The organism is uncultured Clostridium sp. (assembly GCF_900547735.1).
Classification (GTDB): domain Bacteria; phylum Bacillota; class Clostridia; order Lachnospirales; family Lachnospiraceae; genus Otoolea.
Genome location: NZ_URHZ01000004.1, coordinates 56,556 through 69,163 on the forward strand (window position 1 = coordinate 56,556; position 12,608 = coordinate 69,163).

The window sequence follows — 12,608 nt, forward strand, 5'->3', positions numbered from 1 at the left end:
AATAATCAAAAGCTCGGCGGAGAGCTGACCCAGATGATGGATGCCCCCGATTTGCTCGACAGGTAATGTGTCTTGTCGCTTATATAGTAGAAGGATTCCCCTTTTTTTGCTTTATAAGTACGGTTTCCCAGATGGATGGAGATACTGCCCTGCAATACATAGCCGAATTCCTCCCCCTCATGCGGGGTGTCCGGATAGGTGGAGCCGCCGGGCGAAAGGACAAGGTGGATTGGTTCCATGATGTTCTTCTGGGCGTTCGGGATAATCCACTTGATTTCATTTTTAAGTTCCGTGTCCTCTTTTGTAAAATAATCGCTCTTTCCAAAAACGATCTGTTCCTCCGGCGTTTCATTGAAAAATTCGCCGATGGTAGTACCCAGACACTGTAGAATATCCATCAGCGTGGCGATGGACGGAGAGGTCAGATCCCTCTCAAGCTGGGAGATAAATCCCTTGGAAAGCTCTGCGCGGTCCGCCAGTTCTTCCTGGGTCAGTCCCTTTAACGTCCGCAGCTCTTTCAGTTTGGCTCCGATATTCACGGCTTCCTCCTTTCGTGCGGGATGCTTTTTGCAGCGCGTGATTAGCGCACTGTTATTACCGTACTCTTATTTTGTGTTTTAATTCTGTTATTATAAGGAAAAAGTTTACCATTACTAAATGAATGTAAAATTAACTTAAAAGTTTAGCAATAATAAACATGACGCAAGTATCATTATACAGGAACTGCGACTGCTGTCAATAGTTTTTGGGGGAAATCGGAGAAAAATGTCGAAGTGTGTTTATGGGCCGTTCCGGCAGGGTTTTGGCGGGGAGGCAAGGCCCTGTATGGCAGGGATTGGAAGAGAAACGGGCCTGCCTCAGGAGGCGATTGACAACAGGGATGAAAAAGATGATAATAGATGTAAAAAATGCCCGAAAACTGATTAAAATGGGTGCAAAAATGACGCGGGGCTGGTAAAATAGAGGGAAAGAGCAGCCGGACCGGCGTGCAGGAACACAAAAAACCGCAGGGAAAGATAACATGCGGCCGACAAATTAAAGGGACAGAATATGAGGAGGAAAAGAGATGCAGAATAAATACATGGCTTATGTAGGTTCTTATTCATATAACGGACAGGCTAAGGGCATCACCGTTTACGACGTGGATGTGGCTAAGGGCTGTTTTAAATACAGGTGTGAAGTGGAAGTAGACAACTCCTCCTATCTGACCGTATCAAATGATGGAAGAACCCTGTATTCAATTGCAGATGAAGGCATTGTTTCCTTCCGCATCATGGAGAACGGGGGCCTGTCCAGGCTGAACAGCGTGAATATCAAGGCGATGCGCGGCTGTCATATCGCAACGGACGCGACCGATGAATATATCTTTGTTTCAGGATACCATGACGGAAAAGAGACGGTTCTGAGACTGAATGGGGACGGCTCCGTCGGTGAAATTACGGACGGTGTGTTCCATAAAGGTCTTGGAAGTGTTGCGGAGCGTACGTTCCGTCCGCATGTAAGCTGCGGCGCCAGGACGCCGGACGGCCACTTTGTCCTGGTTGCCGATCTTGGGATTGACCAGGTAAAGGTATACCGTTTTGATGAGAAAAAGGGTCTCCTCACCCAGGTAGACGCCCTCCGCTGCGAACTGGAATCGGGTCCGAGGCAGTTTCTGTTCAGCAAAGACGGTAAATTCATTTATCTGATGTATGAAGTCAGAAACGTAATCGACGTATTTACCTATGATTATGAAGAAGGGGACCGCGTTCCCCGTTTTGAAAAGATACAGACTATTGCATCGACGGCTCCGGAGCGTTTGAGCCTGTTGACCGCAGCCTGTGCAATCCGGTTATCACCGAAAGAGGATTATCTTTACTGCAGCAACGCGGGAGATAACTCGGTCAGCGTGTACCGGAGAGATACCGATACGGGCGTGCTGACACTGCTTTGCTGCCTGCCGATCAGCGGAGATTATCCAAAGGATGTTGCTGTTTTCCCGGATGAGAAGCATCTGGCTTCCATCAATCACGCCAGCAACAGCATTTCCTTCTTTGAGGTGGACTATGAAAAGGGACTGCTGGTGATGTGCTGCAGAAGCATTGCGGTCAACGAGCCGAATTGCTGCGTGATTACAAAGATACCGGACGGAAATTCCGGTGGGAAGAAGAGGAAATAAGCATGGCGGGTTCTACATTTGGCAGAATACTTACAATGACCACCTGGGGAGAGTCCCACGGCGCCGGAGTCGGCGTGGTGGTGGACGGCTGCCCGGCCGGTCTTTCACTGACGGAAGAAGACATCCAGAAATACCTGGACAGAAGAAAACCGGGGCAGAGCCGGTTTACGACAAAGAGAAGTGAGAGCGACTCCGTAGAAATATTATCGGGTGTATTTGAAGGAAAGACGACGGGAACCCCGATTGCAATGCTGGTCAGAAACCAGGATCAGCACTCCAGGGACTACGGCGAGATTGCCGGCTATTACAGGCCCGGCCACGCAGACTATACCTTCGATGAAAAGTATGGTTTCAGAGATTACCGCGGCGGCGGCCGTTCCTCCGGCCGCGAGACCATCGCCCGCGTGGCCGCTGGAGCGGTGGCCGCGAAGATGCTGGAGGGGCTGGGAGTTAAGGTGACTGCCTACACAAAGGCCATCGGCCCTATATCGGTGCAGCCGGAGCGGTTTGATCTGGAAGAATGCCTCCGGAACAAGCTCTATATGCCGGATGCCGCAGCTGCTGCGGAGGCAGCGGCCTTTCTGGAAGAAAAGATGGCGCAGAAGGACTCGGCTGGGGGAATCGTGGAATGCGTGATATCGGGAGTGCCGGCCGGGATCGGAGATCCGGTGTTTGAGAAGCTGGACGCTAATCTGGCAAAGGCGATCTGCTCGATCGGAGCGGTGAAGGGATTTGAGATAGGCGACGGATTTGAGGCCGCTAAGACGGTTGGATCTGTGAATAATGATGAGTTTTGTGCTGTGGGAAAGGATGATGGGCGTTTTTTGGATGCGGCCGGGGCGGTGAATGTGGCTGGGGCGGATGAGACGTCCGGACTGGTGAATATGGCTGGGACGGATGAGACGGCCAGGCTGGTGAAAATGACTGGGGCGGATGAGACGTCTGGGCTGGTGAATGTGGCTGGGGCGGTTAAGACGGCCGGGCCAGGGAAGATTGGGAAACGAACAAATCATGCCGGAGGCGTGCTGGGCGGAATCAGCGACGGAAGTGAGATTGTCTTCCGGGCTGCTTTTAAACCGACCCCGTCGATTGCCTCTGTCCAGAAAACGGTCAACCGGGACGGCGAGGAGATAGAGGTCACCATTAAAGGACGCCATGATCCGATTATTGTGCCGAGGGCGGTTGTTGTTGTGGAGATGATGGCGGCATTTACCGTGGCGGATATGATGCTGGCGGGGATGACGTCGAGAATGGATAGGATTCGGGAATTTTATATGATATAAAGTTTGAGATTTTAAGATAAGGGATTGTGGGAGATGCTGCAGTGAGTGCAGCGTCTCTTTTGATATTGTTGACGACAGGTTTTATTTTCTGGAGAAATGATTGTGGTGGAGGAATGATTGTGGTGGAGGAAAGGATTGTGGTAGAGGAAAAGATTGTGGTGGAGGAAAAGATTGTGGTAGAGGAAAAACATCAGGCAGGAATATCGGAAGAGGCAGAAACCGCGGATCAGTTAAAGGAAATAGGTGACAAGGTTAAAACTGCGGTGAGAGAGCTTTTGGATACGGCGGAAATGGAGAAAGGCCAGATTATGGTTATCGGCTGTTCTTCCAGTGAGATAGCGGCACACAGGATTGGCTCCTATTCCAGCGCGGAAATAGGGCAGGCAGTGTACAATGCACTGATGGAGGAATTGGCTCCGAGAGGGATTTATCTGGCGGCTCAGTGCTGCGAACATTTAAACCGGGCGCTGATTCTGGAAAAAGAGGCGGCTGATAAGTATGGGTATGAGATGGTTAATGTTGTTCCCCAGTTGAAGGCGGGGGGCTCATTCGCAACGGCGGCATACGCGGGGATGAAGGCGCCTGCCGCAGTGGAGCGGATTCAGGCCCATGCAGGGATTGATATCGGAGATACGCTAATCGGCATGCATTTGAGGGCTGTTGCTGTTCCGGTGAGGATTTCGGTGAAGGAGATTGGCGGGGCACATGTGGTTTGTGCGAGGACCAGGCTTAAGTATATTGGCGGTGAGAGAGCGAGATATTTTTAATGGGGAATGAGGGATGCGAGCAGAGGCCGGGAGAGGAAGCTGTGGTATTGAGGCCGGGAACGGTGGGAATGAAAATCCGGGGATGGTATGGATACAGAGGCGATTAAGATAGGAAATTCGAAAATATTATAAGGGAAATGTGGAGATAAACGCGTGGATATTAAGAAAAATGATGTATTTGAATTAACGATAGAGGACATGAGCGAGAGCGGTGAAGGCGTTGGAAAATTGGATGGTTACATCTGGTTTGTTAAGGACGCAATAATTGGGGACAGGATTGAGGCAAAGGCCATGAAAATGAAAAAGAATTATGGTTTTGCCAGACTGTTACAGGTGCTGGAACCGTCCGCAGGCCGTGTGAAAGAAAGATGTCCCGTGGCGCGCCAGTGCGGCGGATGCCAGCTTCAGATGATGGACTATGACGAACAGCTTAAATTTAAAGAGAGAAAAGTATTTAATAATCTGAAACGGATCGGCGGATTGGAGAATCTTTACTTACCAGGAGAGGATGTATCGGATGATAAGAACGGCCTGTCTGCCGCGGCCGAACAGAAGCCGGTCGTGATGGAACCGATTATTGGAATGGAAGAGCCTTGGCGTTACAGGAATAAGGCGCAGTTTCCATTTGGCATGAATAGAGAGAATCAGGTGATAGCCGGATTTTATGCGGGAAGAACCCACTGTATTATTGAAAATGAGGATTGCCTTCTGGGAGTTCGGGAGAACGGCGAGATTCTGGGGATAGTAAAAGCGGTCATGAACCAGTATGGAATGAAACCTTACCAGGAAGAGACACATTCGGGGCTGATAAGGCATGTTCTGATCCGGAAGGGGTTTAAGACCGGAGAAGTGATGGTATGCCTTGTGCTGAATGGGAAAAAACTGCCTCATTCGGATATTTTTGTGGAAAAACTGCTGGAAGTTCCGGGGATGACCAGCATTTCTTATAATGTAAATACGGAGAAGACAAATGTAATTCTTGGGCGTGAGATTGTAAATCTGTATGGACCGGGATATATAACGGATTATATTGGAAATGTAAAGTACAGAATCTCGCCATTGTCCTTCTATCAGGTGAATCCGGTCCAGACGGAGCGGCTCTATGGAACGGCGCTTGAATATGCCGGCCTGACAGGGGAGGAGACGGTCTGGGATTTATACTGCGGGATTGGAACTATCTCACTGTTTCTGTCACAGAAGGCAAAGAAAGTCTATGGCGTTGAGATAGTGCCGCAGGCGATCGAGGATGCGAGAGAGAACGCCGCACTGAACGGAATTGAGAATGTTGAGTTTTTTGTTGGAAAGGCAGAGGAAGTGCTGCCGGAGCAGTATGAGAAAGATAAGGTTTATGCGGATGTGATCGTTGTGGATCCGCCAAGAAAGGGATGTGACAGAGTCTGCCTTGATACAATTGTCAGGATGGGGCCGAAGAAGGTGGTTTATGTTAGCTGCGATTCGGCTACGCTGGCTAGGGATGTGAAGTATTTGAGGGAGAGAGGGTATGAGGTGGAGAGGGTTAGGTGTTGTGATATGTTTCCGATGACTGGGCACGTGGAGAGTGTCGTGTTAATGTCAAGGGTTCAGAAGTAATGTGCGAAAAAGGCTTGAAATAAAGGGATTTCCGAGAGTTGGGGGTAAAACTCCGGCTCTCGGATTTTTTGCGTTTAGGTAGTGACCAAACAAATCCAAGGTCAAAATGCCGTAGGGTTGAGTTGACAGGATAAAAACGGGTAGGTTGGGTTGATAGGATTACTATTCTATGAGAAGAACTGACTATATTATTTGCCAGAATGCTTGTACATAGTCCCTATGAACGCATTGATGCACGGAATGGATTGACAATTTCAATTTAAAGTTTTATAATAAAAAGCGTGAAGTTGAAATTAGAAAGAGGTACCGTATATGAATATATCAGAGCAAATAAAGGTGCTTTGTGTACGCAGCAATATTAGCGTATCAGAACTGGCACGAAGAGTTGGTACTTCTCCTCAAAATTTTAATGCAAAATTGAAGAGAGAGAGTTTTACGATTTCAGATTTGGAACATATAGCTGAAGCTACAGATAGTTCATTTGAAAGAAAATTCGTATTAAATAATGGGGAGAATGTCTAATGAGTAATAAATTTAAAGAGTATTATGATAATAGAGATGTAATCTCCTTTTTCTCAGGAGCGATGGGACTTGACATAGGTTTAGGAAAAGCTGGATTGAATGTGGTAATTGGGCAGGACTTTGAGAAATCCTGTGTTGAGACAATGAAAGCCAATGGGCATAATGTGCTTGGTGGAGACATTCGTGAGATTCAGCCACAGACTTTACTTGATATGACGGGTCTTAAAGTTGGAGAACCTTTTTTGATTTGTGGTGGTCCTCCTTGTCAGCCATTTTCTACAGCCGGAAAGAGGCTTGGAATTAACGATCCACGCGGTAGTTTATTTATGGATTTTATTAGGATGATTGATTATATTCGTCCAAGGTTTTTTGTTATGGAGAATGTAAAAGGCATTATGTCTGCACCTTTAAAACACGTGCCGTCAGAAGAAAGAAGCGATAAAGACCCGGAACAGCAATTAGGAACAGTGTTAGATGTTATATTGGCTGAGTTTAAAAAATTAGGATACAAAACGGTTTATGGAGTATTGGATGCAGTTAATTATGGTGTTCCACAATTCCGTGAAAGATTTGTCTTGATTGGCAGCAGAGATGACGAAGACATTTTTCTTCCGATTCCTACTAATTTTCAGATGCATCAAAATCCAGAATGCCGATGGAAAACAGTGGGAGATGCAATAAAAGGTTTGGAACACGATGGCAGCGATTGCGCAACATTAAGTGAAGAACGAAAGAAGTATCTACACATGGTGCCGGAAGGTGGAAACTGGAAAGACCTGCCGAAAGAAATCATTCCGACAGCAATGGGAGGAGCTTATGAATCTGGTGGTGGAAAAGTAGGGTTCTATCGCAGACTTTCATACAATCAACCGTCACCGACCGTTGTTACTTCTCCAGTACAGAAAGCAACTATGATGTGCCACCCTGTTCTGGATAGACCTTTGAGTTTAAGTGAGTATGCACGAATACAGCAATTTCCAGATGATTGGATTTTTGTCGGAACGGTAGCTGCAAAATACCGTCAAATAGGAAATGCCGTACCTGTCGGACTTGCGGAAGCAATCGGAAAATCGATTATTTCAACAGCTGATAAAACTTCTACGATAGTCACAAAGAGATTTAGAGGTACGGCTGTTCATAGTAAGATTAAGAATGCATTGGAATTGGGAGGAAGTAATTATGGCAATTAACAATTCATATGACGAAAAGGAAGTAGTGCAGGCAATTGCTACAGCTTTAGAAACTTTTTATGGGACTTTAATTGAAAAAATTGATGGTCTCAATATTCAGAAAGTGATGAAAAGAAAAAATCCATATCTCTATAGAGCAAAAGCGATGGAGAGTGCTGCAGAAATCGTGGAGTCTGTTTTGACGGCTTTTGTAAGTTCAAGTGAGGAGACAATCTTTGGAAATTGTTTCTTCGAGCCGATTGCCATTGCGGCCAGTGGAGGAAATAAAGCATTGGCAGAAGGTATCGATATCATGATTCAGGATAATGAAGCGAATGTTATTTCTGCAATTGCAGTTAAGAGTGGACCATCTGTGTTTAATGCAGACAGCAAGAAAAGACAGGAGCAAAACTTCATGGCTGCATCGAAATTGGCACAGCAGGCTAAGGCGAGATATGAAGCCTATATTGGCTATTGCTATGGCAAGAAAAAGGAAAGCGGACGCGGAAAGCCAAAGATGTATCGGGAACTTGCAGGTAAGCAGTTCTGGCAGGAAATCACAGGTGATGAAGATTTCTATAAGAAGATTATTACATACATGGGTACTATGCCAGAACAGTATGTGTCAGAATACAAAGAAAGCTATAGCAAGGCAGCAAACCGTCTTGTGAGAGAGTTTTCAAACAGCTTCTGTAAGGAAGATGGCAGTATTGCTTGGGAACAGTTGGTAGCATTTAATTCCGGCGATTGATTTCGAAGATAAAATGGCTTGAAGGAGGACGGCAATTTATGCGTGTATTCAATTATGCTTCTTACGCCCAGACACTTGAACTGGGTATTTCAAAACCGAATATGACAAAAATTGCAAAGGCTTTATTCGAGCCTATAATCAGCATGGATACAGTTCTAAACAGAAATGGAAATCCATACACGATTACACCTACAATGGCCAAGGCATGGTGGGAGCAGACGAGCGATATACCGGGCAATATAAAAATAGCGACGGGTATGCCGAATTTGGTTAATAGTATCGGAGAATATTTTAGTGAAAACATTATTGACGGACTGATTAACCAAATGCTTGAATCGAAGATGTATTCTGCTATGGTGGTGCTTATCAAAGAATCTGATTTACAGCAGAGTGAGATTGACGAACTATTACAATTCTATCAATTGAATGAAAACGATGAATTCCTTGGACGAGCCTTTCTCTATTCTGTTGCAAAAGATAACCTGCAAAAGGATGCTACAACCATTGAAACACCTATTGATACGGACATAAGGACGTTTAAGGAATTAATTAAAAAAAGCCATAAGAAGCCTGCAAGCATTGTGCCTCCAGATGAGATAGAGGATCACGAATTGGGTTATGTTCAGGAACTGTATCATGTTTACCATGAAGAAACTGGGGATGAATATGCTCGACCTTCTGATTTGGATTCACAACCGAAGCTAAAAAAGAATTTCAATCGTCAACGCAAGGATTATTATTGTGCAGAAACCATCCATAGAGAACTGCGCGATACGATTCGGCTGGATGAAACAGAAGGATTTGATATCTTAAAGGGTGAGATGTTTGATGGTGTCATCACAACCTGTGAGAAGGATTATGATAGTAGTCTGCAAAGGCTGACAGCTGTTATGGAACACGCTACAGGGGTTCCTATTTCGCATAATTTGCAAGACCGAATGCTTGATTGGGTTGGACCCGGAGAAAAAAAGGGTGTTTGCCATATGCTGGTTAATGATAAACGCCTTACATGGATGGAGGATGATGACGATGATTGATAGTAAATTATTCAATTCTCCATTTGAGATGGAACTCAGGATGTTACTGCTTCTTTCTGCAAATGCGAAAACAGCATACACGGTTGATAGAATAGTGGCACTTGATTTTATTTCCTGCTATGCTGCGGATTTTAGTCTTCCCTATGGAAACCTGCACGGACAGAATAATTATAAATATGGAGAAATCTCGAACAGGCGAATGCTCGTTCAAGAGGCGGTAAAAGCATCGGTAACCAAAGGATTAATTAATGTAGTAATTGACCGTGGTTATCTTTTTGTGATTTCAGAGCAGGGACTAAAATATATACGAAAACTCAAAGATGCTTATGCGTCCGAGTATAAGACGATTGCAAAGGCAGCAGTGAAAAAATACAGAAAGGACAGTGACGAGGATATTCTTGCTTCAATTCAGACTTTTTCCTTAAAGTCACTCAAGGGATAATGGTATGTTTTACATTAAGAGAATTTCCCTTCTTACAGGCGGCAATGTTGTTTCAACATTGGATTTGGAGTCGGGACTGAATATCATATATGGTGAGTCCAATACAGGAAAAAGTCTGATAGTGGATTGCATTGATTATATGTTTGGGGCAACCGAACATCGTTTTGATGCAAAATTACAGATTAAGCAGATTACGATGATATTGGATGTTGATGGCAAAAATCTGACTATGCGGCGAGAAATTGACAGCAACGATTTTGAGGTGTCAAGTTCTGTTGATTATATTGATAGCGATACATATAAAGCTGGAAATGCAAAAAAATGTATTAATGCAGTATGGCTTCGCTTAATGGGAATCGAAGACGAAGTTAAGATTATCCAGACACTTACAGGAAAACCACAGCGATTAACACTGCGAACCTTTTATCATACTCTTCTTATAGATGAGCAGAGAGTTCAGGCAATCAGTAGTGTGTTGGCATCGGGCATTGGCTTTAACAAGAAGGTCAGTGTGCCTGTTCTGTCCTCTTTATTGTATTTGGCTACGGGCAATAATTATTTGCCAGAGAAGGCCGGGAAAAACAAAAAGACAAAGAGCGAACGTAAGGATGCCGTTAAGAAGTTTGTGGACAGGAGTATGTCTAAATTAGCTGAGAGAAAGGTGTCAGAACTTCAAAACTTTTCTGAAGAGACACCAGCACAATTGCAGAAAAAGGTGGATTCTGTTATTGATGAGATTGGTGCGGTAGAAGGTGCCTTAGAGGAAGCAACGAACAGAAGCCGTGGTATTGCAGATAGGATTATCGCTATAGATGACCAAATCTCAGAGTCTCGTGTGTTGCGAAACCGTAATACATCGCTTTTGTCACAGTACGAATCAGACATCAAGCGTTTGACGTTCATAGCAGATGGTGATATTCATAGTGAGAGCATTATGAAATTGGATCATTGTCCATTCTGTAATGGAGAACTCCCGAAGGACAAGGAAGAATCCTGTATCGATGCTGCTATTGCGGAGGTTAAAAAAATCGAAGCACAGATAAAGGATTTGAAATCTGTTCAAGACGCTATTTCCAATGAAATGGAAGAATTGAATGAGACAAGACTTTCTCTGATGGCGGAGCGGCGTCAAGTTGACTCAATGATTAGAGGAGAACTCAGACCTCAGATTATACAGCTACGCAGCCATCTTGCAAATTATACGATGGCGTTGAATCAGTACAAAGCAAAAGAAATGATTGAGGCATTCAGTGATGTATTAGTTGGAGAATTGAAAGTAACCGAGGAAGAGGAATCCTCTACTCTTCAGATAAATATTCCGGGGAAATTCAATGATACTTTCCATGACAAGCTGGAACAAATTCTCAAGGAATTATTGGAGGTGTGTAATTATCAGCGTTTTGCCGGCGTGCGATTCGATACAGATGACCATGATGTAGTTGTTAATGGTCACTTGAAGAAAAGCCAAGGCAAAGGATTCCGGGCATTTCTTAATACTATCCTCGCTATTGCAATACAGAATTGCTTCGATGAATTTAATCTGTACAAGCCTCAAATGCTTGTAGTTGATTCCCCTATTCTTTCACTGAAAGAAAAAGAGGATCATATCGGAGAAGAACATACATCTGAAACCATGAAGAGCGGGTTGTTCAAGTACCTGCTGCAACATCAAGATACACGCCAAACGATTATAATAGAAAACGATATTCCAGAGTTGGATTATGAATCCGCACATCTTATTGAATTTACAAAAGATGAACAAAGAGGACGATATGGTTTGATAACAGGATATCGTGATTAATATTGATTCTGCTACAGAGTCATTCACATTGAGTGAGTGGCTCTTTTTTTATGCCCTTTTTTAACTATATTCGAGCTGTATTTTATCTGTATTCCATGTCGATTACAGATTTCTGACTTTCAAGTATAGTAAGGACAGGCTTCAGTAAGCCATTTCTCAACAGAGGAAAAATTAATCTCACAGCCTGAGATGCGCATTAAGGCGGCGGGATACATAGTAGGTTTGAACACAGAAATTATCTGTGAACAAGCCGATGATGTACCCACCGTGTCTTGTCATGCCATTTTCAGGTGCAGGAGTCGGTGGACACATAAATCCATCGGCTCCTTTTATGTTCCTGTCGCCACCATCCGGGCGGAAAGGCAGGAAATTTTATGAAATTTCACAAGACAGCAGCAAATCAAAGAGGGACCTATCCTTACCGTTTTCAAAATGGAGACACCGTTATTTTAAAGCCGGGAGAAGATGGCATCACAGAAATGGACATCAAATCATTACATGCATTTGATGATTCGGAAGTCTATTTCAACATCAAAAACAGCCGCCCACAGCTTACCGATGAAGAAAAAACAGCAGTTAAGGAATGGCAGGACAAGCATCCGGGCGAGGAACTTCCAAAAAACTGGAATCTCTCTATCGAATCGTTGGAAGAGGAAGGAATCAGTCAGGACAAGTCTAAAGTACTTGCAGATACAGCCTATTCACCCTTTGAAGAAGTACCGGATGAAGTAGAGCGTTTGAGAGAAGTTGTTTCTATGCTGACACCACAGCAGCAGGAAATCTATCGCCGTGTATTAATTGATGAAGAGCCAGCACAGGATGTGGCAGCAGAGATGGGGATTCCTTCGAAGCAGGCAATGAATAATCGATTGAACAAAATCAAAGCACAGATTAAAAAATTATTCTAAGAAGTTTTAAGTGGGGGTTTACTACCCTCACTTTTCTTTGACTGAGATTTGTAAGGGAGAACACCTTACAGGAAGCGAGGTGTCAACATGGCATTAAAACACAAGATTGTAATTAATGTCTCTGACACGAACGGAAGGAAAGCGTCCGTGCTTAAAGGTGCTGATATGAAACTTCCAACA

General features: G+C 44.5%; 12 protein-coding genes. 11 read left to right on the plus strand and 1 reads right to left on the minus strand.

The window, feature by feature from the left end; genetic code table 11:
* Positions 1-5: 5 nt before the first annotated feature.
* Entirely contained in the window at positions 6-539 is a 534-nt protein-coding gene (locus tag QZT18_RS02145; RefSeq protein WP_294143833.1) for a helix-turn-helix domain-containing protein, read from the minus strand.
* Positions 540-1,066: 527 nt separating this feature from the next.
* Between QZT18_RS02145 and QZT18_RS02150 the strand changes: the two genes are divergently transcribed.
* The 11 genes from QZT18_RS02150 (at position 1,067) to QZT18_RS02200 (ending at position 12,428) form a co-directional block, all read left to right on the plus strand.
* Entirely contained in the window at positions 1,067-2,158 is a 1,092-nt protein-coding gene (locus QZT18_RS02150) for a lactonase family protein (protein WP_294143834.1), read from the plus strand.
* Between the two features lie 2 nt (positions 2,159-2,160).
* On the plus strand, positions 2,161-3,441 hold the full coding sequence (gene aroC / locus QZT18_RS02155; protein ID WP_294143835.1) for a chorismate synthase: 1,281 nt from the start codon (positions 2,161-2,163) through the stop codon (positions 3,439-3,441).
* A 170-nt stretch (positions 3,442-3,611) separates the two neighbouring features.
* Positions 3,612-4,208: a TIGR01440 family protein gene (locus QZT18_RS02160; protein WP_294143897.1), complete on the plus strand. Its 597-nt coding sequence runs from the start codon at positions 3,612-3,614 to the stop codon at positions 4,206-4,208.
* A 159-nt stretch (positions 4,209-4,367) separates the two neighbouring features.
* The gene (rlmD, locus tag QZT18_RS02165) at positions 4,368-5,798 is read left to right on the plus strand and encodes a 23S rRNA (uracil(1939)-C(5))-methyltransferase RlmD (RefSeq protein WP_294143898.1); all 1,431 of its coding nucleotides are present in this window, start codon (positions 4,368-4,370) and stop codon (positions 5,796-5,798) included.
* 312 nt (positions 5,799-6,110) lie between these two features.
* Positions 6,111-6,320, plus strand: coding sequence for a helix-turn-helix transcriptional regulator (locus QZT18_RS02170; RefSeq protein ID WP_294143836.1), 210 nt, complete (start codon positions 6,111-6,113; stop codon positions 6,318-6,320).
* On the plus strand, positions 6,320-7,510 hold the full coding sequence (locus QZT18_RS02175) for a DNA cytosine methyltransferase (RefSeq protein WP_294143837.1): 1,191 nt from the start codon (positions 6,320-6,322) through the stop codon (positions 7,508-7,510). The genes QZT18_RS02170 and QZT18_RS02175 overlap by 1 nt, the downstream gene beginning before the upstream one ends.
* Positions 7,500-8,240: a PmeII family type II restriction endonuclease gene (locus tag QZT18_RS02180; RefSeq protein ID WP_294143838.1), complete on the plus strand. Its 741-nt coding sequence runs from the start codon at positions 7,500-7,502 to the stop codon at positions 8,238-8,240. The genes QZT18_RS02175 and QZT18_RS02180 overlap by 11 nt, the downstream gene beginning before the upstream one ends.
* A 38-nt stretch (positions 8,241-8,278) precedes the next feature.
* Positions 8,279-9,277, plus strand: a complete 999-nt coding sequence (locus tag QZT18_RS02185; protein ID WP_294143839.1) for an ABC-three component system protein — start codon at positions 8,279-8,281, stop codon at positions 9,275-9,277.
* Positions 9,270-9,719, plus strand: a complete 450-nt coding sequence (locus QZT18_RS02190; RefSeq protein ID WP_294143840.1) for an ABC-three component system middle component 2 — start codon at positions 9,270-9,272, stop codon at positions 9,717-9,719. The genes QZT18_RS02185 and QZT18_RS02190 overlap by 8 nt, the downstream gene beginning before the upstream one ends.
* A 4-nt stretch (positions 9,720-9,723) precedes the next feature.
* Complete coding sequence (locus QZT18_RS02195; RefSeq protein ID WP_294143841.1) at positions 9,724-11,520, plus strand: AAA family ATPase; 1,797 nt, start codon at positions 9,724-9,726, stop codon at positions 11,518-11,520.
* A gap of 374 nt (positions 11,521-11,894) precedes the next feature.
* Positions 11,895-12,428, plus strand: a complete 534-nt coding sequence (locus QZT18_RS02200) for an RNA polymerase sigma factor (RefSeq protein WP_294143842.1) — start codon at positions 11,895-11,897, stop codon at positions 12,426-12,428.
* The last annotated feature ends 180 nt before the right edge of the window (positions 12,429-12,608 follow it).

What these genes read in the sequence shown, in the direction of transcription:
- QZT18_RS02200 (WP_294143842.1), top strand. Translation starts at nt 11,895, where the DNA reads ATGAAATTTCACAAGACAGCAGCAAATCAAAGAGGGACCTATCCTTAC.
- QZT18_RS02170 (WP_294143836.1), top strand. Translation starts at nt 6,111, where the DNA reads ATGAATATATCAGAGCAAATAAAGGTGCTTTGTGTACGCAGCAATATT.
- QZT18_RS02175 (WP_294143837.1), top strand. Translation starts at nt 6,320, where the DNA reads ATGAGTAATAAATTTAAAGAGTATTATGATAATAGAGATGTAATCTCC.
- QZT18_RS02150 (WP_294143834.1), top strand. Translation starts at nt 1,067, where the DNA reads ATGCAGAATAAATACATGGCTTATGTAGGTTCTTATTCATATAACGGA.
- aroC (WP_294143835.1), top strand. Translation starts at nt 2,161, where the DNA reads ATGGCGGGTTCTACATTTGGCAGAATACTTACAATGACCACCTGGGGA.
- QZT18_RS02195 (WP_294143841.1), top strand. Translation starts at nt 9,724, where the DNA reads ATGTTTTACATTAAGAGAATTTCCCTTCTTACAGGCGGCAATGTTGTT.
- QZT18_RS02180 (WP_294143838.1), top strand. Translation starts at nt 7,500, where the DNA reads ATGGCAATTAACAATTCATATGACGAAAAGGAAGTAGTGCAGGCAATT.
- QZT18_RS02185 (WP_294143839.1), top strand. Translation starts at nt 8,279, where the DNA reads ATGCGTGTATTCAATTATGCTTCTTACGCCCAGACACTTGAACTGGGT.
- QZT18_RS02190 (WP_294143840.1), top strand. Translation starts at nt 9,270, where the DNA reads ATGATTGATAGTAAATTATTCAATTCTCCATTTGAGATGGAACTCAGG.